The following is a 22,782-nucleotide window of genomic DNA, read 5'->3' as shown; positions in this document are numbered from 1 at the left end:
GCCGGTCCGGCGCCGCCCCGTCCCGGCTCGCGGGAGCCCGCAGGCCGGGGTCACGGCCCGGCTCGCGGGAGCCCGCGGACCGGGGTCACGGCCCGGCGAGCGCCGCGGTCCACGCTCCCGGCGTCATGCCGTACGCCCGCTTGAACATCCTGGTCATGTGGCTCTGGTCGGCGAAGCCCGCCTCCAGCGCGGCCTCGCGGGGCGGCGTGCCGTCGCGCAGCGTCCGGCGCACCCGGTCCAGCTGCCGCATCGTGCGGAAGCGGGTCGGACTGGTGCCGAACGCGGCGCGGAACTGGCGGGCGAGCGTCCACCGGTCCAGCCCCGAGATCCGCTCGAGCTCCTCGACGGAGCGCCTGGTCACCGGATCTTCGGTGACCAGTTCGCGCACGCGCGACAGCGCTTCCAGCGCCAGCCCGGCCCGCCTGCCCGGGCGGGGGGCGGAGTGCCTTTCCAGCAGGTCCGCTACCAGCAGCGCCACGTCGAGCCTCTCGAAGTCGTCGAGTGGCTCGTCGATGCGCCGCAGGAACGCCGACAGCGGCGGGCGCACGTCGCGACGCCGCACGACCGGATCGGCGACGAACGGCAGCGGCCGCCCACCCAGCGCCTGCTGCACGAGGAACGGGTCGACGTAGAGGATCCGGTAGCCGAAGCCCTCGTCCGTGCCCGGCATGCCGTCGTGCACCTCGTCGGGGTGCAGGACGTGCCAGTCGCCGGGCAGGCAGTGCCGCAGCTCGCCGCGGTAACGGAACGTCTGCACGCCCGCCAGGGTCACCCCGATCGCGTAGGTGTCGTGCCGGTGCGGCGCGAACCCCTCGCCGATCAGCGACGCCTCCAGACGCTCGATCCCCGCGGCGCCGGAACCGAACCTCAGCCGGTGACCGCCCGTCCCCCCGGTCAGGTGGCGCCGCAGCCCGTCGTGACCGCCCGCCTCGCCGCCGCGTAAACGCCCCACCCGCTCAGGTTACGACGCCGGAGCGCTTCGCGCCGCCGCCCGCACCGAGGCCGCGGCGGGCCCGTCCCGGGACACGGCCACCCGGGACGCGCTCACCGTCGCGGCGGGCTCACCTCCGGAGCGCGCTCACCGTCGCCGCGGGCTCACCTGCGGAGCGCGCTCACCGTCGCGGCGGGCTCCGCGGGCTCCACCGCACCGGCCGGCTCCGCACGCTCCTGGACCGCCTGGAGGCCGACCAGGTCGTCCGGGAGCGCGTCCGGCATGTCGGCGTCGAACCGGGACAGGGTCCGGGTCCGCATGGCGACCAGCGCGGTCACCGCGATCGCCACCGCGAACAGCACGTACATCAGGCCGATGCCGCGGCCCTCACCGGTGCCGATGACGGCGCCGACGGTGCCGGCCAGCGGGCCGCCGGGCAGCAGCAGCGGTTCGAACAGGGCGGTGCCGTACGGCGCGACCAGGCCGAAGCCGATCGGCAGGGTGGACCAGGCGACGAGCTGGTTGAGCGCCATGACCCGGCCGTGGAACCGCTGCGGCACCTTGACCTGGACGATCGTGGCGTAGACGCCGTTGAGCACGGTCAGCCAGAACGACATGCCGAACGCGCCCGCCGCGATGACCACCAGGTTCTCCTGCAAGCCGGTGACCAGGCAGAAGACGCCGAGGGCGAGGGTGGCGAGCAGGACGCCGCGCATCCGCAGGCGGCGCGGGCCGCCCCACACCGTCATCACCAGGCCGCCGAGCAGCACGCCCAGCCCGCCGCAGAACGCGACGCGCCCCACGTCGTCGAGCGTGGCGAAGCCCAGCACGAGCGGCGAGACGAGCAGGAACAGCGGGGACAGGAAGACGTTCAGCACCACGAAGAAGAGGAGCATCCCGCGGAACCACGGGTTCCCCCAGGAGAAGCGCCAGCCCTCGACCATCTCGGCGGTCAGCGACTCGCGGCGCCGCCACGCCATCGTCTTCGGGAAGCGGACCAGGAGCAGGACCGTGATCGCGAACACGTAGGAGACGACGTCCACGACGAGGATGCCCTCCAGGCCGATCACCGCCATCAGCCCGACCGCGACCAGCGGGACCACGAGCTGCGCCGTACCGGTGACCATCTGGACCACGCCGTTGGCGTGGCCGAGGAAGCGCTTGGGGACGAGTTGCGGGATGGCGGAGTTGTAGGCCAGCCGCTGGAAGGCGAGTGCGACGGAGAGGATCGCCAGCAGCGGGTAGACGTGCCATATCTGCAGGTTGCCGGTCCACAGCAGCACACCGAGGGCGAGCTGCGTGCCGAACGCGCCGACGTCGCCGGCGAGCATGACGCGCCGCCGGTCGTGGCGGTCGACGAGCGCGCCCGCGAGCGGGGAGACCAGCATGCCGGGCAGCAGCGCCAGGACCGAGAAGAGCGCGAAGTCCACGAGCGACCCGGTGGTGACGTAGATCCACAGCGGGACCGCGAACTCGGTCAGCGAGGATCCGATGATCGACACGAGCTGTCCGGCGGCCACCGCGCCGAACCGCTTCATGCTCGGCGCCGGTCCGGCGGGCGTCCCGGCTCCGTACCGGCCCTGTTCCGGCCGGGACTCCCCTCCCGGCCGGACCTGCGCACCCGGCGGATCCGACGGATTCACGCCGTCCGGGGTGACCGGAGAAGCCGAGGCGACCGGACCGTCCGAGGTGACCGGACCGTCCGAGGTGACCGGGGAACGCCGCGAGACGCCCTCCAGCCACCAGGTCGACCGGTCGGTACGGCCCAGCGCCGCGGTGTCGCCGGAGGCGACGGCCGGGTGGACGGCGGTGACGACGGCGGCCAGCTCCCCGGCGCGGTACTTCAGGTAGAAGTGCCCCGCCTCGTCGAGGACGACCAGCGCGGCGGAGCCGGACAGCAGGTGCCACTCGGGGTAGCGCTCCTGGTAGAACTCCGTCGCCGGGTCGCGTTCGCCCACGACGGAGACGATCGGCGCCCGGAGCGGTTCGACGCCCTCGGCGAGCAGCCGGGTGAAGTAGCGCTCGGTCTCCCGGGTACCCTCCCGCCGGTTGTCGATGATCATCTTGAGTTCTTCGCGGCTGAGCTCGTCGACGTCGAGCCCGGCGGCCCGCAGCGCGTTGGCCCACGCCTGGTCGCTGCGGAACCGGTCGGCCAGGTCGGCGATCCGGCCCAGCAGGGAGGAGGGCCGGGCGAAGGGGAAGATCCCACCCAGGTAGACGGCCTCGACGGGCCGCCCCGCGGCCTCCAGCCGCCGGGCGATCTCCACGGTGAGCATGACGCCGAGCCCGCAGTGGCCGTACAGCACGACCGGGCCCCGGATGCCGGCGAGGATCTCCGCCGCGCAGCCCTCGGCCACCTCGGCGACCGGCCTGGTCTCCTCGGCGAGCCCCAGCTCCTGACCGGGGACGGCCACCGCGTGCAGCGCCCAGTCCTGCGGCAGCGCGTCGGCCAGCGGCTGGTAGACGGCCGCGCTCCCGCCGTTGTACGGCACGCAGACCAGCGTCGTGGTGGTGCTCCGGACCGGGGTGAGGCGGTGCAGGAGGGCGCGCGGCCCGCCGGCGGCGGTCTCGGCGAGCCCGGCCAGTCCGCGGACGGTCCGGTGCTTGAACAGGTCCAGGATGCCGATGCGGCGCCCGCCGTCGGGCAGGACCCGGCGCAGGCGGGCGACCACCTGGGCGGCGAGCAGCGAGTGCCCGCCCAGGTCGAAGAAGTCGTCCAGCGCGCCGACCCGGGTCAGCCCCAGGACCTCGGCCCACACCTGCGCGATGCCCTCCTCCAGCGGCGTCCCGGGCGGCGTGAACCCGCCCTCCTGGTCCGGGCGCTCGTCGCCGGGATCGGGGAGCAGGGCCCGGTCGACCTTGCCGTGCGACTTCAGCGGCAGCTCGTCCAGCCAGACGAAGCGCCCCGGGACCATGTAGTCGGGGAGGCGGTCGGCGAGCCGGGCGCGCAGCTCCCCGACGGGGGTCCGCTCCCCGACGAGGTAGCCGACCAGCCGGTCTCCGCGCAGCTCCACGACGGCCTGCTCGATCCCCTCCAGGCCGGTGAGGACGGATTCGATCTCCGGCAGCTCCACGCGGTAGCCGCGGACCTTGACCTGCAGGTCGCGGCGGCCCAGGAAGCACAGCTCCCCCGTGGGCAGCCAGCGGCCGAGGTCGCCGGTGCGGTACATGCGGGCGCCGGGCGCGCCGTACGGGTCGGGCAGGAAGCGGTCGGCGGTCAGGCCCGGCTGCCCGAGGTAGCCGCGGGCCAGGCGGTCGCCGCCGATGTGGATCTCCCCGGTCATGCCGGGCGGGACCGGGTACAGGTGCTCGTCCAGCACGTACAGCCGGACGCCGGGCAGCGGCCCGCCGACCGGCAGGGTCAGCGCGGTCCCGGAGACGGTCCCGGGGGCGGCGGTGACGGCGTGCGTGGCCACGCCGACGGTGGCCTCGGTGGGCCCGTAGTGGTTGGCCACCGCCGTGTGCCCGGCCAGCTCCCTGGCCCACGACCAGGTGGAGGCCTCGCCGCCGAGGATGAGCAGCCTGCGCGGGAGCAGCTCGCGGGGGTCGGCCCCGGCGAGCAGCGACGCGAGGTGGGAGGGGGTCATCTTCAGGTAGTCGGTGCGGCCCAGCGTCCCGGCGAGCTCCTCGACCGGGGCCTGCGGGTCGAGCAGGTGCAGCTCTCCCCCGGTGAGCAGCGACAGGTAGAAGACCGTCACGCCGAAGTCGAAGGAGAGCGACTGGAGCAGGGTGAAGACCGACCCCGGCTCGACGGCGAAGCGCTCCCGGACCCCGGCCAGGTAGTTCAGCACCTGCCGGTGCTGCACCCCGACGCCCTTGGGCCGCCCGGTGGTGCCCGAGGTGTAGATCACGTAGGCCAGGTGGTCGGGGGTGGTGCCGGGGTCGTCGAACGCGGTCTCCGCCAGTTCCTCGGCGTCCAGGCAGACCACCGGGTGGCCGTCCGGGACCAGGCCGCGCCCGGCCGAGGAGGTCAGGACGGCGACCGCCCCGGAGTCGGCGAGCATGTGGGCCAGCCGGTCGCGCGGCTGCTTGGGGTCGAGCGGGACGTAGGCGCCGCCCGCGGCCAGCACGCCGAGGACGGCGGCGGCCAGGTCGGTGGAGCGGTCGAGCAGGACGCCCACCCGAACGTCGGGGCCGACGCCGTACCGCCCGCGCAGCAGCGCGGCGATCGCCCTCGACCGGCGGTCCAGCCCGGCGTAGGTGAGGGAGGCGGGGGCGCCGCCGCCCGGCGGGATCCCGTCCGGGGTTCCATCCCGGACGCCGCCCCGGCTCCCGTCCGGGGAACCGTCCCGGACGCCGCCCCGGCTCCCGTCCGGGGAACCGTCCGGGCCCGCGGCAGAAGTGCTCCCGGCGGGCGGCGCGCAGACCACGGCGGTCGCGTCCGGGGTCAGCGCGGCCTGCGCGGCCACGATGTCGCCGAGCAGGCGGTGGCCGGCCGGCTCCGGGTCCGCGGCCGACCCGAAGCCCAGCACGAGGTCCCGCTCGGCGTCCGAGAGCAGCGACAGCTCCCCCACCGGGGTGTCGGGGGCCGCGACGACGGAGCGCAGCAGCGTCTCGAACCGGGCGGCCAGCCGTTCCACCGTCTGCGCGTCGAACAGCTCGGTGTTGTAGGTGAAGTGCCCGGCCAGCCCTTCGGGGGTCTCGAACAGGTACAGCGCCAGGTCGTGGCGGGTGGTCCTGACCGGCGCCGGCAGGTAGGCCAGCCGCGGGTCGTCCCCGCCGTCGGCGTAGTTCTGCAGGGCGAAGGCGACCTGGGCCAGCGGTGCGCGGCTGACGTCGCGCTCCACGTTCAGCTCGGTGACCAGGCGGTCGAACGGCAGCTCGGCGTGGGCGAACGCGTCCAGCGCGCGCTCCCTGACGCGGCCCAGGAACGCGGTGAACGGCGGGTCGCCGTCCAGGTCCGCGCGGAGCACCAGCGTGTTGACGAACATGCCGACGACGCCCTCCAGCTCGGGCAGGCTCCGCCCGGCCACCGGGGAGCCGACCCCGAAGTCCGTCTGCCCCGAGTGGCGGGCCAGCAGCACCTGGAAGGCCGCCAGCAGCGTCATGTACGGCGTCGCGTTCACCTCCCGGCCCACGTCGGCGAGGCGGCGGGTGAGCCCGGCGTCGATCCGGACGGCGAGCGAGGCGCCGTCGTAGCCCTGCTCGGCCGGGCGCGGCCGGTCGGTCGGCAGGTCGAGCGCGGGCAGCCCGGCCAGCCGCTCGCGCCAGTGGTCGATCTCGCGGCGCAGGTCCCGCCCGCGCTGCCAGACGGCGTAGTCGCCGTAGCCGACCGGCGGGGGCGGGAGGGTCCCGCCGTCGTACAGGGCGAGCAGCTCCCGGAAGACGATGTCGTAGGACCAGCCGTCGACGACCGCGTGGTGCGCGGCCACCAGCAGCACGTGGTCGTCCGGGGCGATCCGGGCCAGGACCGCGCGGAGCAGCGGGCCGCGCTCCAGGTCGAACGGCACGGCCAGCTCGGCGTCGAACCGCTCCAGCGCCGCGTCCTGGTCCGCGACCTCGGCGACGTCCAGCCGGACCGGGCCGGGGTCGTCGATCACCAGCTCGGGGACGCCGTCCTCGGTGGTGGGGAAGCGCATCCGCAGCGCCTCGTGGCGGGCGGCGACCGCTTCCAGGGCCCGGCGCAGCGCCTCTTCGTCCAGCGCGCAGCGCAGCCGCACCACGGCGGGGACGGTATAGGCGGTCAGGCCCGGCCGGTACTGCTCCAGGAACCACAGGCGCTCCTGGGCGTGGGAGAGCGGCGGGACCGTGCCGGACGGGCGCGGGACGACGGCGCGGGTCTCCTCCCGCCGCCGCAGCCGCCGGGCGAGCAGCGCCCGCTTGGCGTCCGACAGTTCCGGCGGCGCGGACTGCGCGGACGGGACAGGCGGCGCGGACGGCTTCGAGGCCGGTACGGCCTGCACGGACGGAGCCGGGGCCGATGCGGCCGGCGTGGTCGGCGTGGTCGGCGTGGTCGAGGTGGTCTCGGTCATTCGATCTCCCGGCGGAGGGCGGCCAGGAACAGTGCGGCGTCCCGGCCGTTGACGAGGCGGTGGTCGTAGGCCAGGCCGATGTCGGCGACGGTCCGCACCGTCACCGAGCCGTCGGCGGCCAGGACGGTCTCCGGCCGCGGGGAGGTCACCGCGAGGGCGGCGGACGTGCCGGGCAGGACGATCGGGACGGCGAGGACCACGTCGGCGTCGGTGTGCAGGGTGACCGTGATGTTCGCCCCGGTCAGATCCTGCTCCCGGAAGCCGCCGGACGCGGCGGCCAGCCGGTGGCGCATCAGCGTGGCGGCGATCTCCCGCAGGGAGCCGGTCTCGCGGACGACCGGCACGTACAGGCCCTCGCCCAGGTCTAAGGTGACCCCGACGCGGGGGGCGGCGGAGAGCCGGACCACCGGCCCCGCCGGGCCGGGCGGACCCCCGGCCGTGCCTCCGGGTGCGCCCCCGGGCGTGTCGTCGACGGAGGCGAACAGCAGCGGGAACCTCCCGTGCAGGCCGGCCACCGCCTGCACGAACAGCTCGGGCAGCCCGACCGGCCTGCGCACCTCGCGGGTGAGCGCGCCCGCCCGCTCCAGCGCCCGGCCGACGTCGAAGCGCATCACGGTGTACGCGGCCGGGACCGTCCGGTGGGAGAGGGCGACGGCGCGCGCCACGGCCCGCTGCACCTTCGACAGCTCGTGCCGTCCGGCGGTGTCCTCCTCCGCGCCGGCGAGGCGTTCGACGTCCGCCCGGCGGACCAGCGGCAGTCCCAGCGCCAGCACCCGGTCCTCGGGGACGCCCAGCTCCTCCATGGCGGCCCGGGCCGGGCCGGTGATCAGGGAGGCGGCGGCCGTATCCGGCGGCCCGTCCCCGGCCGGAGAGCCCGCGGACGCCCCGGCCGGGACACCGGCCCCCGGCGCGGCAGGCGCCTCCGCGGTCCCGGCGGGCGGCGCGGACGGGGATCCGGCGCTTCCGGCCGGGTTCCCGGAGACGACGCGGGCCAGCACGGCGCCCGGGGCGACCCAGGCGTCCTTGGCCGCGACGTGGACCAGCCGCCCGGAGACGGCCGCCTCGATCTCGTCGGCGGCCTTGGAGGTCTCCAGCACCGCCACCGCCTCACCGGCGCGCACCGGCTCGCCGTCGCCGACGAGCCACTCCACGACCAGGTACTCGGTGTCCTGGTTGTTCAGCTTGGGGACGAGGACGTCAGCCACGCAGGGCCTCCCGTACGGCGCGGTGGATATCGGACTCGCTGAGCAGGACCTCCCGCTCCAGGTGGGCGGCGGTGGGGATCACCGAGGCCCGGGAGCAGACCAGCCGGACGGGTCCCCGCAGCCGGTCCCAGACGCGCTGGTGGACCAGGTGGGCGACCTCGCTCCCCCAGGTGCCGCCGGCGGTGCCCTCCTCGGCGACCAGCACGACCCCGCCGAGGTGCGGCAGCAGCGCCTCGACGTCCAGCGGGTACAGCCGGGACGGCACCAGCAGCCGGCAGGAGACCTCCTCCTCCAGCAGCAGCGACCGCATCGCGCCCAGCGCCCGGTGCGCCGTCCCGCCCGGCGCGACGATCACACAGTCGGGGCGGGCGGCGAGTTCGGGCACGTCCGGGTCCACCACGGCCAGGTCGCCGTCGCGGCGCACCCGGAACAGCGGGTCGGCCAGGCCCGTCGGACGGGTGTAGAGGATCTTGTCCTCGAAGAACAGGCACGGTTCGCCCCGGTCCACCATGGCCGCGAGCACCTCGCGGTTGTCGTGGAAGGGCGACATCTCGTACAGCGCCAGGCCCGGCATGCCGACGAAGTGCTTCTGCAGGCTCTGGCTGTGCGTGGGGCCGTAGCCCCGGCCGCCGCCGGTGGGGCAGCGCACGACCATCCGCAGCGGCAGGCGCGAGCCGTACATCGACACCGACTTGGCGGCGAAGTTGCACAGCTGGTCGAAGGCGAGCGCGGCGAAGTCGCCGAACATGATCTCGGCCACCGCGGTGTTGCCGGTCAGCGCGAGCCCGGCCGCGACGCCGGTGAGCGCGCCCTCGCTGATCGGGGTGGTGATCACCCTGCCGGGGAAGCGGGTGGACAGCCCTTTTGTGATCTTGAAGGCGCCGCCGTACGGGTCGAGGACGTCCTCGCCCAGCACGTACGCCGCGGGATCGTCGGCGAGCAGCCCGTGCAGGGCGGCGTTGAGGTTCTCGGCTACGCGCACGGCGACCACCCCGCGGTGCGGGGACTCCCTGCCGTACGGCACGGCGACCGCCTCGCGCCGCCGAGGTCCTGCGCTACTCGCACGGCGACCACCTCGACGGCGGCCGGGCGGAGACCTCCGCGACGACGCCCTCGACCAGCGCCCTGGCGCGGGCGTCGAGCGGGTGGAAGTGGCCGGGGTGGTCGTGGGCGTAGCGGTCGTACCAGTCGTGCTCCCGGGCCGCGCGGACCGCCTCGGGCGGGCGGGTGTCGTCGCCCTTGCTGTGCGGGCCGAGCCGGTGGGTGCGGAACTCCACCACCAGCGGCCGGCCGCGCCGCACCCGGGCGACCAGCGGCTCCAGGGCGGGGCGGATCTCGTTGACGTCGGTGGAGACGACCAGGTGGTGGCCGATCCCGAACGCCGCGGCCCGCCCGGCGATGGTCCCGGCGAGCTGCGCGCCGGTGGGCGTGGACTGGGCGATGCCGTTGTTCTCCACCACCACCAGCAGCGGCAGGTCCCAGAGCGCGGCCAGGTTCAGCGCCTCGTAGACCGCGCCCTCACCCCAGGTGCCGTCGCCGATGTGGACGCAGGCCAGCGTCCCCGGCTCGGTGCGCCGCAGGTGCAGGGCCACCCCGGCGGCGACCGGCAGGCTCTCCCCCTGCACGCCCGTGGACAGGTAGCGGTCCCGGTGGAGGTGCTGGCTGCCGCCCACGCCGTCGCAGACCGCGCCCTCCCGGCCCATGATCTCCGCCAGCAGCCCGTGCGCGTCGCCGAACCGGGCCAGGTAGTGGCCGTGGCCGCGGTGGTTGCTGAACACGAAGTCACCGGGTCGCAGCAGGGGGCGCAGCGCCACCGGCACGTACTCCTGGCCCAGGCAGGTGTGGGTGGTGCCGTTCAGCTCGCCGGCGCCGTACAGCCGGAGCAGTTCCAGCTCGAAGTGCCGGATCAGCAGGAGCAGCGCGAGGTCGTCGTCGGCCAGCCGGGAGAGCCGCGCCGGGCTCGTCACCGGGACGGGGGCGAGGGTCTCAGTCATCGGTCCGGGTCATCGGTCTCGGTCGCCGCCGAGGATCGCGACGATCCCGGCGATGGTGGGGTTGTCGAAGAAGTCGTCCAGCTCGACGTCGACGCCGAGGCGCTTGCGCATCCGGACGATGATCTGCGTGATGGTCAGGGAGTGTCCGCCGAGGTCGAAGACGTCGTCGTGGTCGTCGATCGGCGAGATGCCCAGGACCTCCTCCCAGATCTCCCGGATCTGCTCGTTGAGGGTGGTGACGGAAGCCATCTCGTTCTCCAGGTGGTCGTACGGCGCCCCGTCGGCGGTCCGGCGGGGCGCGGGGGTCGGCGGCGGGCGTTCAGCGGGGGGCCGCCAGGTCGCGCAGGCGCAGGCCGGGGTCGCGGCCGGCCCGTTCCAGCAGCAGGCGCAGGTCGTCGGCGACCGGGCGGGCGTCCGGCAGCTCTGCGGGGTCGTGGCGCAGGGCGACGGCCAGGCCGTCCGGCCCGTCGTCCGCGCACTGCAGGTGGAGCGCCCCCCGGACGGAGCCGTTGGGGACCGTCCGGTCCACCGCGCAGTCCAGTCCGGCGAAGACCGGGTCCGGGAGGGTCCGGGCGCGGTAGCTGACCGAGACGGGCGCCAGCGCGGCGTGCGGCCGCAGGCGGGGCAGGGCCCGGCTCAGCGGGACCCGGCGGAACCGGTAGACCTCCCGCAGCCCGGCGCGCAGCCTCGCGGCGAACCCGCCGAAGGTCTCCTCCGGTCCCGGTCGCGAGGCGACCGGGAGCTCGTTGACGAACACGCCGACGTGCCCGGCGGCCTCGGCGGGCCGGGTGGACAGGTCGACCGCCGTGGTGACGTCGTCGTTGCCGTACCCGGCCAGCAGGGTGTGCAGCGCGGCGAGCAGCGTCTCGAACCGGGTCAGCCCGGCGACGGGCGCGAGGTGCGCGCGGAAGCGGAGCGTACGGCCCGCGGCCGCCCGCCGGGAGCGCAGCGCCCGGCCGCGGACCACCGTCTCACCGGGCTCGCGCCAGTGCCCGGTCCAGAACTCCCGGGCGGCCGGGATCTCCGCGGCGACCCGTTCGCGTTCGGCCCGGCCGTGGTCGAGCGCGGGCGGCGGCGCGGGGCGCCCGCCGTTGTACAGCGCGGCGAGGTCGGCCACCAGGATGTCCTTGGAGTGACCGTCGAAGACCAGGTGGTGGGCGACGAACGCCAGGGTGTGCCGTCCGGGGCCGGTCCGGTACAGGGTGAAACGGGCCAGCGGCCCGCCGTCCACGTCGAACGGGGCGAAGACCTCCTCGCGTACGGCCTCGGGCCAGTCGTCCGGGTCCCCTTCGATCGGTCCCGCTCCGGCGCCGCGCCGTACCGGCACCGGGGCGCCGGGGACGAGCCGGAGCCCGCCGCCCGACTCGGCCGCGACGGAGCCCAGCACCGGGTGCCGCTCCACGACCGCCGCGCAGGCCGCCGTGAGGGCGTCCGCGTCCAGGTCGCCGCGGAGGTGGACCAGGAGCGGCATGTGGTAGGCCGTGCCCGCCCCGGTGGTCTGCTCGGTGACCCACATGCCCTGCTGGAGGAAGGTGGCCTCGGCTCCCCGCGGTGCGGTCCGGGGCGGCCGGTCCGGCCGGGCGGCGCTCACGCGGGGGCCCGTTCCGCGGACCCCGGGCTCTCGCGCAGCGCCCGCTTGTCGACCTTGCCGCCCGCGTTGCGGGGCAGCGCGGCGACCTCGACCACGTGGGCGGGCAGTTCCTGCGGCGCGAGCCGGTCGGCGAGGAAGAGCCGCAGTTCTGCGGCGGTCAGGGGCTCGCGGACGACCACGGCGACGGCGACGACGGTTCCCAGGACCGGGTGCGGCACCCCGAACGCGGCCGCCTCGACCACGGCCGGGTGCCCGAACACGGCCTCCTCGACGTGGATGGTGGAGACCTTGTAGGCGCCGGACTTCACCACGTCGCCCTCCCGGTCGACGAGGTAGAGGTAGCCGTCCGGGTCCAGGCGCCCGAGGTCGCCCATCCGGATCCAGCCGTCGCGGAAGGTCCCGCTGCCCGGGTCCCCGTAGTAGGAGCGCGGGGCCGCCGCGGAGCGCATCCACACCTCGCCGGTCTCGCCCTGCGGGAGCGGCTCCCCGTGCGGGGTGGCGATCCTGACCCGCCCCCCGGCCACCGCCCGGCCCACGCTGCCGGGCCGCTCCGGGTCGAACATCATGATCGTCTGCGCCGGGGCGGCCTCGGTGGAGGTGTAGTAGTTGGCGATCGCCGCCCTGGGGAAGGCCCGGGTCAGCGCCTCGGCGACCGCCGCGGGCAGCGGCGCGGCGGCGGAGCCGAGCAGCAGCACGCTGGACAGGTCGTACCGCTCCGCGACGCCCGCGTTGAGCAGCTCGATCGCCATCGCCGGGACGAGGAAGACCGTCCCGGCCCGGTACTCCTCGATCAGCGCGGCGAAGCGGCCGGGCGTGAAGCGGGGCGGGGTCACCACGGCGGGGCAGGCGTCCAGCGCGTTGACGAGCATGGTCTGGCCGGCGTTGGTGCCGATCGGGAAGGCGTGCACCAGGTGGCGGGAGTGCGCGAACGGGCGGCGTCTCGCGCCGCAGCCGTGCGCCAGGTTGGCGTGGGTGGCCGAGACGCCCTTGGGCCGGCCGGTGGTGCCCGAGGTGTAGAGGATCTGCGCGAGGTCGCCGGGCGCGGGCTCGGGGAGCCGGCCGCGGGTCGGCACGGGGCCGCCGGGCGCGGAACCGGGCGGTCCGGCGTGGACCCGCGCGGGGCCGCCGGGCGCGGAACCCGGAGGCCCGGGGAGCGCCGGGACGGGATCGCCGGAGGCGGAGTCCGCCGACTCGTGGGATGTCTGCGCGCGCAGGCCGTCCAGTGTCACGGTCCAGCGGCCGTCGCCGGGGACCTCGGCCCCTTCCGCGTGGACCACCCCGGCCGCGCCGCAGTGCCCGAGCATGAAGCGCAGGTCGGCGGCGGCGGACCGGTCGGACAGCGGCACGGCCGCGGCCCCGGCCTTGAGCACGCCGAAGAACGCCACGGCGTAGTCGGCCCAGTCGGCGTTCCCGAAGACCAGCCCCACCCGGTCGCCGCGGGCCACGCCGCGCTCCACCAGGCCGTTCGCGACGGCGGTGGACCGTTCGTGCCACTGGCCGTAGGTCAGCGGCGCCGAGCCCTGGACGATCAGCGCGACCCCGTCGGGGTCGGCCAGCGCCCGGTCTCCGAGCAGCTGGGTGACGGTCAGGTTCACCATGTGAACCTCCCCATAGAGGTCGGATGTATGTGACCCAGATGCGCGCGAACGTCGCGGTCACAACAGAAAAGAATCTTTACTATTTAAATCCGGGCGACAGTCTTACATGATCGAGAGGAGCGCACAAGACCCCATCTCCGGAGCGCGCGCGGAACCGCGAACCCTTGCCCCGGCGGGTCTTGCGGACCCGGAACGGAGGTGTAAAACTGGCGAGCCATATCTAACCGGAAAGTTTCTTTCCAAAAGGTGACCCGCCGGTAACCCAGAAGAACTGGGCAAACAGCTGCAGAGCGGGCGTCAGCGTTCCCGCTCCTCCACGCACCCGGGCGGACGCGAGCCCGACTTCGCCCAAGGAGCCCCCCGTGCCCCAGCCAGAGACCGCCTTCCCCGGCGGCTCCCCCGCCGAATCGGCCGCGGAGCGTCCGCTCTCGCACGGCCAGCAACGGCTCTGGTTCCTTCACCGGTTCGATCCCGGCGATCCGAGCTACAACACCTCCTATGTTTACCGTCTGAAAGGTTTTCTTGACAAGACCGCCCTGGCCGCCGCGTTCACCGCGGTGGCGGCCCGGCACGAGAGCCTGCGCACCCGCTTCCGCGAGGTGGACGGGGAGCCGGTGGCGGTGGTCGACCCGCCCGCAACCGTGGTGGTCCACCGCCTGGCCGCCCGGGGCGAGCAGGAGGCCCGCGACCTGGTGGCCTCGCTGACCAACACCGCCTTCGACCTGACCGCCGCGCCGCCGTTCCGGGTCACGCTGGTCGAGCTGGGCCCGGACGACCACGTGCTCTGCGTGGTCGTGCACCACATCAACAGCGACGGCTGGTCGCTCAACGTGCTGCGCGCCGAGGTCGCCGCCCACTACGGCAGCCGCGGCGCCGCACCGCTGCCCGCCCTCCCCCTGCAGTACGGCGAGCACGCCCGCGAGCGGCGCTGGACGGACGACGACCTGCGCTGGTGGACCGCCCGCCTGGCCGGGGTCCCCCCGCTCGACCTGCCCGCCGACCGGCCGCGCCCGGCCCGGCGCTCCTGGGCGGGGGACGCGCTCGGCTTCCGGATCGCCCCGGAGCGGGCCGCCGCGATCGCCGCGCTCGCCCGGCGGGCGCGCTGCACGCCGTACATGGTGCTGTTCGCCGCCTACCAGGTGCTCCTGGCCCGGCACACCGGGCAGGACGACTTCTGCGTGGGCACCCCGTCGGCCGGCCGCGACCGCGTCGAGCTGGAATCCATGATCGGCTTCCTGTCGAGCACGCTGCCCGTCCGCTGCGACCTGTCCGGCGCCCCCTCCTTCACCGAGCTGCTCCGGCGCACCCGGCGCTCGGTGCTGGACGCGCTCGCCCGCCAGGACGTGCCGTTCGAGCGCCTGGTGAGCGAACTGGACGTGCCGCGCGACCTCGGCCGCACCCCGGTCTTCCAGACGATGTTCGCCCTGCACACCCACGGTGAGGACGCCGACCCGCTGCCCGGCCTGGCGGCGGTCCCGTTCCCGAACGGCTGGCACCCGGCGCGCCACGACCTGTCGGTGGACATCGCCCCCGCCCCCGACGGGGGCCTCGACGGCACCGTCATCTACAGCACCGAGCTGTTCGACCGCGAGACCGCGGTCATGCTCGTCGAGCGTTTCCAGGAGCTGCTCGCGTCGGCCGTCGCCGAGCCCGACCTGCCGGTGGGCGCGCTGCGCATGCTGCCGGAGGCGGAGCTGGGCCTGCTGGACGCCTGGAACGCGACCGGCGCGGACCTGCCCGAGGCGACGCTGGCGGACCTGGTGCTGGCGCAGGCCGAGGCCACCCCCGGCGCGGTGGCGGTCGTCTGCGGCGCGCGGACGCTGACCTACGCGGAGCTGGCCGCGCGCGCGGCGCGGGTCGCCGCCCGGCTGGCCGCCGCGGGCGTCGGCCGCGGCTCCCTGGTCGCGATCCGGATGGAGCGCGGCGCGGACCTGCTCCCCGCCCTGCTGGGCACGGCGATGAGCGGCGCGGCCTACCTGCCGGTCGACCCCGGCTATCCCGAGGCCCGCGTCGCGTACGTGCTCGAGGACTCGGCCGCCGCCCTGGTGCTGACCTCCCTCGACGACCTGCCCCCCGCACCGGACGCCCCCGGGGCGGTCGCTCCGCCCCGCCCCGGCGACACCGCGTACGTGCTGTACACCTCGGGGTCCACCGGGCGGCCGAAGGGGGTGGCGGTCCCGCACCGGGCGCTGGTGAACTTCCTGCTGGCGATGCGCTCCCTGGTCGGTTCCACCCCGCGCGACGTGTGGCTCGCGCTGACCTCCCTCTCGTTCGACATCTCCGCGCTGGAGCTGTACCTGCCGCTGGTCACCGGCGGCCGGGTGGTGGTCGCGGACGCCGGGGCCGCCGTCGACGGCGGAGAGGTCGCCCGGCTGGTCCGCGAGACCGGGGTCACCCACGTGCAGGCGACCCCGTCGGGCTGGCGGGTGCTGCTGACCGGCGACCTGCCCCGGGTGACGGCGCTCACCGGCGGCGAGCCGCTGCCGCCCCGGCTCGCCCGGGAGCTGCGCCCGCGCGTGGAGCGCCTGGTCAACGTGTACGGCCCGACGGAGACGACGGTCTGGTCCACCGCCTGGGAGGTGTCCGCCGACCCCGGCGGGATCGTGATCGGCCGGCCCATCGCCAACACCACGGTCCACGTCGTGGACGCGGCCGGCGAGACGGTCCCGATCGGGTCCCCGGGCGAGCTGCTCATCGGCGGCGCCGGGGTGGCGACCGGCTACCTGGGCCGCCCCGCGCTGACCGCCGAGCGGTTCGTCCCCGGCCCGGGCGGCTCCCGCCGCTACCGGACGGGCGACCGGGTCCGGCTGCTCCGCGACGGGACCCTGGAGTTCCTCGGGCGCACCGACCACCAGGTCAAGCTGCGCGGCCACCGGATCGAGCCGGGCGAGATCGAGGCCGTGCTGGACGCCTGCCCGGGGGTCCGGCAGTCCGTCGCGGCCGTCCGCGGCGACCTCCTGGTCGCGTACGTGGTCCCGGATCCGGTGCCGGGCACCGGGACCGGATCCGATGCCGACGCCGGGACGACCCGAGCCGCCGGGCACGCCGGGCACGCCGGGACCGCCTCAGCCGCCGGAGCCGGAGCCGCCGCGGGCACCGGAGCGACCGGGCACACCGCAGACGCCGCAGACGCCGCAGACGCCGCAGACGCCGCAGACGCCGCGGACCCGTACCGGGACCTGCCGGGCCTCCTCCGGGAGCGCCTGGCCCGGGAGCTGCCCGGCTACATGGTGCCCGGCGTGCTCACGGTGGTGGACGCGCTCCCGCTGACGCCCAACGGGAAGGTCGACCGCTCCGCGCTGCCCGAGCCGCCCGCCCCGGTCCGCGAGCACGTCGCCCCGCGCGGCGACGCCGAGGAGCTGGTGGCCGAGGTCTTCGCCGAGGTCCTGGGCGTCACCGGGATCGGCGCCTTCGACGACTTCTTCGCCCTGGGCGGCCACTCGCTGAGCGCCGCCCGGGTCGTCTCCAGGATCCGCGCGCTCGCCGAGGTGGACGTGCCGATCCGCACGCTGTTCGCGCGGAGCACGGTGGCCGGGCTCGCCGCCGAGGTGGAGGAGCTGCTGGTCGCCGAGCTGGCCGCACTGCCGGAAGAGGAGGCGCGACGCCTCATGGAAGCGGGGAACCAGGCATGAGTCATCTCGTCGTGGTCAACCACGAGGAACAGTATTCGATCTGGCCGTCCGGCCGGGAACTGCCGGACGGCTGGCGGGCGGAGGGCTTCTCCGGTGACCGGGAGGAGTGCCTGGCCCACATCGAGCGGGTCTGGACGGACCTGCGACCGCTCAGCGTGAGAGGAGCCGGCGGTGCCTGAGGAGACGACCCGGACGGTGGACGACGACCGCACGGCCGACGACGCCGTGACCGGTGACGGCACGGCGGCGCGGCGCGTGACCGGTGACGGCACGGCCGACGACGCCGTGACGGGTGACGGCGCGACGGCGCGGCGCGTGACCGGCGTGACCAGGGAGCGCCTGGCCGAGATGGTGGCCTCGGCCTCCGACGGCGCGATCACCGCCGGGGAGGCGCTGGCCGCCGAGGTGCCGCTGACCGCGCTCGGCTTCACCTCCCTGGCGCAGATGCGGCTCATCGACGCGGTGGAGAGCGAGTTCGGGATCGAGTTCGACCTGTCCTCCGCCGGGATCGGCGCGCTGGACGACCTGGACGCCCTGGAGCGCCACCTCTCCGGGATCCGCTGATGGAGATCCGGTTCGCGGGGGGCCGGGCGGGGACGGCTCCGCTCACCTGGGGACAGCGGGCCATCTGGGACACGATCGTGAGGACCGCCCCGGACGACCGCTACTTCAACTTCGGCCGGGTGCTCGCGGTCCCCGGGCGGGCCCGGCCGCTCACCCCCGCGCGGGCGGCCGAGGTGCTCGGCGCGCTGGTGGCCCGGCACGAGTCACTGCGGACCCGCCTGGGCGGGGACGAGCCCGGGCCGGGCCGGTCCGGGCCGCCCCCGCACGCCGCCGGAGGATCCGCGGAGCCGTACCGGACCGCCGGACCACACCCGGCGGGGGAGCACGGGGAGCCGTACCGGACGGCCGGGCCGTACCAGGTGCTGGAGGCGGCGGGCGCGCTCCCGGTCGCGGTCGCGGCCGGCGACCCCGACCGGCTCCTCGACGAGCTGGCGGCCACCGCGTTCGACTACGCCGCCGAGTGGCCGCTCCGGGCCGGGCTCGTCGTCGACGGCGGCGAGGTGACCCACATCGTGCTGGTCTTCTGCCATCTGGCCGCCGACGGGCTCGGCGCCGAGGTGGTCCTGCGCGACCTGCGGCTGCTGCTGCTCCGCGGCTCGGTCCCCGGACCCCCTCCGCCGCAGCCGCTGGACCTGGCCCGCTGGCAGGAGTCCGGGGCCGGGCGGCGGGTCGCCGGGATCGCGGCCGGGCACTGGGAGCAGGAGTACCGGCGCGTCCCGCCGACCATGTTCGGCCGCCCGGCCGGTGACGCCGCCGCCGACCCGCCGATCTGGCGGGCGCAGATCGTCTCCCGGGCGATGGACCTGGCCGTGCGGCGGATCGCCGCCGTGCAGTCGGCGAGCACCTCGACCGTGCTGCTGGCCGCCGCGTCCGCGATGGTCGGCGCGGTGACCGGGCACGGCGTCTGCGCGATGCTGCCGATCGTGGGCAACCGCTTCCGCGGCGACACCGTGAACGCGGTCACCACGCTCTCCCAGGAGGGACTGTTCGTGCTCGACCTGGACCGGGGCCCCTTCACCGAGCTGCTCAGGGCGGCCGGGCCCGCCGCGCTGCGCGCCTACCGCTCGGCCTACCACGACCCGCGCGACCGCGACCGCCTGACGGCCGAGGCGAGCCGGGAGCGCGGCACGCCGGTCCACCCCTACTGCTGCTTCAACGACCTGCGCTTCGCCGACCTGCCGGACGCCTCCCCGGACGAGGCGGAGGTACGGCGGGCCCTGGCCGACACGGCGCTGTCCTGGCCGCTGAGCCAGGAGCGGCTCAACTGCCGGTTCTGCCTGCACGTGACCGGCGAACCCGGCGGGCTGGGCGTCTCGCTCACCGCCGACACCCGCTTCCTGCCCCGCCCGGCGATGGAGCGCTACCTGCTCGGCCTGGAGTCGCTGCTGGTGGAGGCGGCCTTCCGCGACGTCCTGGAGCCCGTCGGATGACGATCTGCGCCTACGCCGAGTCCACCTCCCGTGCCCAGGGCGAGCGGCTCCGCTTCCACCTGTCCCACACCTCGCGGGCGCCGCTGCGCGGCTCGGTGGCCGTCGAGGACACCGCCTCCGGCCGGAGCGTGCTCGACGGGGCGTTCGACGGCCCGCACTGGACCCTCGAGGTGCCGTCCGGCTGGGCGAGCTCGCTCTACCGGGCCGTCTTCGCCACCGGGGAGGGCGAGTCGGAGGTGTACTTCGCGGTCCGGGCCGCCCGGCCGCGCTCGTCGATCCTGCTGTCGATCCCGTTCCCGACCTGGCAGGCCTACAACCGGGCCGGGATCCCCGGCGAGTCGCTCTACTGGTCCGAGGAGCCGGCCCGCGCCGCACGCGTCTCCTTCGACCGGCCGGGCGGCGGCCCGCCGCCGGAGCGCTGGGAGGAGGGCATGATCCGCTGGCTCGGGCCCGCCGGGTACGACGTGGACTACTGCTCGGCGCTCGACCTGCACGACGGCGGCGACCTGCTGTCCGGCTACCGCCTGCTGGTGGTCAACGGCCACGACGAGTACTGGTCGGCGGGCATGCGCGACAGCGTCGAGGAGTTCGTCCGGCGCGGCGGCAACCTCGCGGTGTTCTCCGGCAACACCTGCTGGTGGCAGTTCCGCCTGGAGGACGGCGGGCGGACCATGGTCTGCCACCGCGACGCCGTGACCGACCCGGTGGCCGCGACGGACCCCGCGCTGACCACGGTCGAGTGGTCCGCCGACCCGGTCGGCCGGCCGGAGAACGCCCTGATCGGCGTCAGCTTCCGGCGCGGCGCCGGGACCTGGGGACCGTACATGCAGCGGATGCACGACGAGTCCTACACCGTCCGGTTCCCCGAGCACTGGGCGTTCGAGGGGACGGGCCTGGGCGAGGGCGACAAGTTCGGCCAGGGCGCGATCGGCTACGAGACCGACGCGTGCGACTTCACCGAGGTCGACGGGGTGCCGCTGGCGACCGGCCGCGACGGCACGCCGCCCTCCTTCGTCGTCCTGGCCACCGCGGACCTGCGCCACTGGGCCCGGTACGGCCAGGGCGGCATGGCCACCATGGGCGCCCTGCGCCTGGGTGCGGGAACGGTGTTCACCGCCGCCACCGTGAACTGGGGCAACACCCTGCACGATCCCGCCGTGGAGCGCATCACCCGCAACGTGCTGGACCGGCTGTCGGCGCCGGCGGGCGGCTGGGAGGCGATCGGCCCGGCCCGCCCGCTGCGCGCGCTGACCGCCGCCGGCTCGTCGGTGTACGGAGCCGGCCCGGCGCTGTACGGCGTCGCGCCGGACGGCTCGCTGCTCACCCGGGACGTCTGCGGCCAGAACCTCCGCTGGCGCGAGGCCGGCTCCGCTCCCGGCGTGACCGCCCTGGCCGTCCCCCGCGAGGCGACCGCCGCCCATCCCGTCGCCCTGTACGGCCTGGCCTCGGGCGACCGCCTCGTCCGGCGGGAGGACGACGGCTCGTGGACCGCGCTCGGCGGGGCGCCCGCCGGCGCGGTCGGCCTGGCCATGGTGAACGGCGGCCTGTTCACGGCCGCCGCAGAGCTCCTGTGGCACTCGGGTCCCGCCGACGGCGGCTCGTGGCGGCCCGTCGGCCCCGCTCCGGGCGTCGTCGCCCTCACCGGCATGAACGGCCGTCTCTACGCCGCCTGCGCGGACGGCCGGATCCGCACCCGCCTGCCGTTCGCGGCCCCGGCCGAGTGGGCCGACCTGTGCGACTCGGGCGGGGCCACCGCGCTGGCGGCGCACGCCGGCCGGCTGGTCGCCGCCGCCCCCGACCTCCCCCTGCGCTGGCGCGCCGCGCTCCCCGGCTGAACCGCGCTCCCCGGCCGGGCGGATCCGTGCGGGACCGCACGGGAAAGGAGCGGCCGCACGAGGAAGGAGCGGCCGCACGGAAAGGAGCGGCCGTACGAGGAAGGAGCGGCCGCGCGGGCCCCGGGGCGGGCCCGGCGGCTCAGAGCGGCCGGGGGCCGTAGAGGGCGGCGCGGGCGCCGGTCGCCATCGCCCAGTAGCGGTCGCCGTAGGACCAGTGCCACCACTCCGTGGGGTAGTTGACCAGGCCCGCCGACTCCAGCGCGGCACCGAGCAGCTTGCGGTGGTGGCGGGCCTCGGCGGACAGGCCCGGCGCCTCGGTGTAGCAGGCCCCGTCGCTCTGCTCCGGGGTGGCGTTGAGCGGCGTGCCCAGATCGAGCTCGGCGCCGTCCTCAGTGCACAGGGTCAGGTCCACCGCCGCGCCCGCGGTGTGCGGGGCGACCTCCACCGGTGAGACGTAGCGGCTCGCCGCGGACCGGATCCACTCAGACGACATATCCGGAAATTTCATCTCAAGGAAGGCCGAGTAATCCTCGAAGATCCGCCGCTGCACCGTGATCGGCCGGTACCCCTCCACCACCAGCAGGCGGTGACCCGCGGGCAGCTGCGCCTGCGCCTCCTCCAGCCGGAGCAGCAGCCCCCGCCGGAGGTGGGCGAAGGCCCCGTCCGGATCGGCGGGCCGCCCGTCGACCCGCAGCCGCCCCCGCACGTCGACCAGCGGCTCGCCGTTCTCCTCGACCGGGATCGAGGCGACGCGGGAGTCGGAGATCAGAACGATGTCGCGCATAGCCGCGATTCTCCCACCCGCACCTTCTCGATCTTCGACCCGTGCACCGCCGCCGGGAGGCCGTCCCGCCGCCCTTCTCGATCTCTGACCCGTGCACCGCCGGCAGGCCGTCCGGCGGCCCTGCGACCACCGGTCAGGTCGCGGCCTCGGTCCCGCCGACCAGGTCCTGCGCGGCCTGGCCGAAAGCGCGGACGCGGGCGGTGGCGCCGTCGGCCCGCCACAGCAGCCCCCAGCGCAGCGGCGGGGCGTCGCCGATGGGGACGTAGGCGACGTCGGGGCGGGCGTAGTAGCGCCTGGCGTGGGCGCCGACCGGGAAGACACCGTGGCCGGTGCCGATGAGGGTGAGCATCTCGGTGAACGTCGAGGCCGACGGCCCGGGCTCGATCGGCCGCCCCCCGGGGGTGGTGCGCGGGGTGCGGTCCGCACGCAGCGAGCCGGGCAGGGTGTCCGGCAGTTGGAGCAGCTTCACCGCGGCCAGGTCTTCGAGGGAGACCGACGTGCGGCGGGCGAAGGGGTGCCGGGAGGGCACGGCGAGCATGCGGGGCTCGGAGACCAGGACCGGTCCGGTGGCGATGTCCGGTTCGTCGACGGGGAAGGTGCCGAGCGCGAGGTCGACGCGCCCGTCACGCAGCCACGACATGAGATCGGCCATCTGCGCCTCGCGGAGCAGGACGTCGCAGTCGGGGCGGCGCCGGCGGAACAGTTCCGCGGCCCCGGCCAGGAGCTGCCCGCCCGCCGCGCCGACGAAGGCGACCCGGAGGTTCCCGGTCAGGCCGCGGCCGGTCTCGACCGCGCGCTCGAACGCGGCGGTGATCTGCTCCCAGGCCGGGCGGACCTCCTCGTGCAGCCGCCGTCCCACCGCGGTCAGCTCCACCCGGCGGCTGGTGCGGTTGAACAGCGGAACCCCGACGCGGCGCTCCAGCCTGGCGATGATCTGGCTGATCCGGGCGGTGGACACGTGCAGGCGGTCGGCGGTGCGGCCGAAGTGCAGTTCCTCGGCGAGAGCGAGGAACGCCTCCATCTCGTGCCGCTCCAGCATGCCGCCCCTCCGGATCGTTAATTCAGGCTTCACGATCCTTGCACAAGGTCCCATTGATCGGCCGATCGCCCCGGAAGAGGGTGGAACCACTCGAACACCCCTGTGACCCGAACGGGGGCGGCGATGCACGTCACCGGCGAGTGCGCCCTGGCCGCTCCGGCCGCCGGGGTGGACGCGGTCGTCCGGGAGTCGCGGGACCGCGCCGAG

15 protein-coding genes are annotated in these 22,782 nt (G+C 75.5%); 5 read left to right on the top strand and 10 right to left on the bottom strand.

The genetic code is table 11. The features are described from left to right. Positions 1–85: 85 nt before the first annotated feature. From IEZ06_RS12515 to IEZ06_RS12480, 8 genes are all read right to left on the bottom strand, one after another. Positions 86–952: an AraC family transcriptional regulator gene (locus IEZ06_RS12515; protein WP_229798023.1), complete on the bottom strand. Its 867-nt coding sequence runs from the start codon at positions 950–952 to the stop codon at positions 86–88. A 143-nt stretch (positions 953–1,095) separates the two neighbouring features. Continuing rightward, on the bottom strand, positions 1,096–6,903 hold the full coding sequence (locus tag IEZ06_RS12510) for a non-ribosomal peptide synthetase/MFS transporter (RefSeq protein ID WP_189236845.1): 5,808 nt from the start codon (positions 6,901–6,903) through the stop codon (positions 1,096–1,098). Then, entirely contained in the window at positions 6,900–8,108 is a 1,209-nt protein-coding gene (locus IEZ06_RS12505) for a 2-oxo acid dehydrogenase subunit E2 (RefSeq protein ID WP_189236844.1), read from the bottom strand. Before IEZ06_RS12505 ends, IEZ06_RS12510 begins: the two co-directional genes overlap by 4 nt. Further along, positions 8,101–9,090 carry an alpha-ketoacid dehydrogenase subunit beta gene (locus IEZ06_RS12500; RefSeq protein WP_189236843.1) on the bottom strand — a complete coding sequence of 330 codons (990 nt, stop codon included), beginning with the start codon at positions 9,088–9,090 and terminating at the stop codon, positions 8,101–8,103. Before IEZ06_RS12500 ends, IEZ06_RS12505 begins: the two co-directional genes overlap by 8 nt. A 73-nt stretch (positions 9,091–9,163) precedes the next feature. Then, a complete protein-coding gene (locus IEZ06_RS12495) occupies positions 9,164–10,102 on the bottom strand; it encodes a thiamine pyrophosphate-dependent dehydrogenase E1 component subunit alpha (RefSeq protein ID WP_189236842.1) in 939 nt (312 codons plus the stop codon). Positions 10,103–10,111: 9 nt separating this feature from the next. Next, positions 10,112–10,351 carry a phosphopantetheine-binding protein gene (locus IEZ06_RS12490; RefSeq protein WP_068896938.1) on the bottom strand — a complete coding sequence of 80 codons (240 nt, stop codon included), beginning with the start codon at positions 10,349–10,351 and terminating at the stop codon, positions 10,112–10,114. A 70-nt stretch (positions 10,352–10,421) separates the two neighbouring features. After that, on the bottom strand, positions 10,422–11,693 hold the full coding sequence (locus IEZ06_RS12485; RefSeq protein WP_189236841.1) for a condensation domain-containing protein: 1,272 nt from the start codon (positions 11,691–11,693) through the stop codon (positions 10,422–10,424). Then, positions 11,690–13,291, bottom strand: coding sequence for a class I adenylate-forming enzyme family protein (locus IEZ06_RS12480; RefSeq protein WP_189236840.1), 1,602 nt, complete (start codon positions 13,289–13,291; stop codon positions 11,690–11,692). The genes IEZ06_RS12485 and IEZ06_RS12480 overlap by 4 nt, the downstream gene beginning before the upstream one ends. Positions 13,292–13,653: 362 nt before the next feature. Between IEZ06_RS12480 and IEZ06_RS12475 the strand changes: the two genes are divergently transcribed. From IEZ06_RS12475 to IEZ06_RS12455, 5 genes are read left to right on the top strand one after another with little or no spacing between them, the layout of a single operon-like run. Continuing rightward, on the top strand, positions 13,654–16,923 hold the full coding sequence (locus IEZ06_RS12475; protein ID WP_189236839.1) for a non-ribosomal peptide synthetase: 3,270 nt from the start codon (positions 13,654–13,656) through the stop codon (positions 16,921–16,923). Next, the gene (locus tag IEZ06_RS12470) at positions 16,920–17,102 is read left to right on the top strand and encodes an MbtH family protein (protein ID WP_068896942.1); all 183 of its coding nucleotides are present in this window, start codon (positions 16,920–16,922) and stop codon (positions 17,100–17,102) included. Before IEZ06_RS12475 ends, IEZ06_RS12470 begins: the two co-directional genes overlap by 4 nt. Next, positions 17,095–17,487 carry an acyl carrier protein gene (locus IEZ06_RS36255; RefSeq protein WP_229798019.1) on the top strand — a complete coding sequence of 131 codons (393 nt, stop codon included), beginning with the start codon at positions 17,095–17,097 and terminating at the stop codon, positions 17,485–17,487. Before IEZ06_RS12470 ends, IEZ06_RS36255 begins: the two co-directional genes overlap by 8 nt. Further along, positions 17,487–18,917 (top strand): condensation domain-containing protein, encoded by a 1,431-nt coding sequence (locus IEZ06_RS12460; protein WP_189236838.1) that lies wholly within the window; start codon positions 17,487–17,489, stop codon positions 18,915–18,917. Before IEZ06_RS36255 ends, IEZ06_RS12460 begins: the two co-directional genes overlap by 1 nt. After that, entirely contained in the window at positions 18,914–20,752 is a 1,839-nt protein-coding gene (locus IEZ06_RS12455) for a N,N-dimethylformamidase beta subunit family domain-containing protein (RefSeq protein WP_189236837.1), read from the top strand. The genes IEZ06_RS12460 and IEZ06_RS12455 overlap by 4 nt, the downstream gene beginning before the upstream one ends. Before the next feature lie 139 nt (positions 20,753–20,891). Here the strand turns inward: IEZ06_RS12455 and IEZ06_RS12450 are convergent, their stop codons facing one another. Together IEZ06_RS12450 and IEZ06_RS12445 are read right to left on the bottom strand one after the other, a co-directional pair. Beyond that, a complete protein-coding gene (locus tag IEZ06_RS12450) occupies positions 20,892–21,536 on the bottom strand; it encodes a M15 family metallopeptidase (RefSeq protein WP_189236836.1) in 645 nt (214 codons plus the stop codon). 133 nt (positions 21,537–21,669) lie between these two features. Beyond that, the gene (locus IEZ06_RS12445; protein WP_229798017.1) at positions 21,670–22,608 is read right to left on the bottom strand and encodes a LysR family transcriptional regulator; all 939 of its coding nucleotides are present in this window, start codon (positions 22,606–22,608) and stop codon (positions 21,670–21,672) included. Positions 22,609–22,782: the final 174 nt, after the last annotated feature.

It is taken from the genome of Planomonospora antibiotica (genome assembly GCF_014647955.1).
Taxonomy (GTDB): domain Bacteria; phylum Actinomycetota; class Actinomycetes; order Streptosporangiales; family Streptosporangiaceae; genus Planomonospora; species Planomonospora parontospora.
Note: the sequence above shows the minus strand (reverse complement) of the source record. Positions and strands in the feature narration are given on the sequence as shown.

Coding starts and splice junctions, on each gene's coding strand:
- IEZ06_RS12510 (WP_189236845.1), bottom strand. CDS start 6,903: ATGACCGAGACCACCTCGACCACGCCGACCACGCCGACCACGCCGGCC.
- IEZ06_RS12495 (WP_189236842.1), bottom strand. CDS start 10,102: ATGACTGAGACCCTCGCCCCCGTCCCGGTGACGAGCCCGGCGCGGCTC.
- IEZ06_RS12450 (WP_189236836.1), bottom strand. CDS start 21,536: ATGCGCGACATCGTTCTGATCTCCGACTCCCGCGTCGCCTCGATCCCG.
- IEZ06_RS12480 (WP_189236840.1), bottom strand. CDS start 13,291: ATGGTGAACCTGACCGTCACCCAGCTGCTCGGAGACCGGGCGCTGGCC.
- IEZ06_RS12490 (WP_068896938.1), bottom strand. CDS start 10,351: ATGGCTTCCGTCACCACCCTCAACGAGCAGATCCGGGAGATCTGGGAG.
- IEZ06_RS12470 (WP_068896942.1), top strand. CDS start 16,920: ATGAGTCATCTCGTCGTGGTCAACCACGAGGAACAGTATTCGATCTGG.
- IEZ06_RS12455 (WP_189236837.1), top strand. CDS start 18,914: ATGACGATCTGCGCCTACGCCGAGTCCACCTCCCGTGCCCAGGGCGAG.
- IEZ06_RS12460 (WP_189236838.1), top strand. CDS start 17,487: ATGGAGATCCGGTTCGCGGGGGGCCGGGCGGGGACGGCTCCGCTCACC.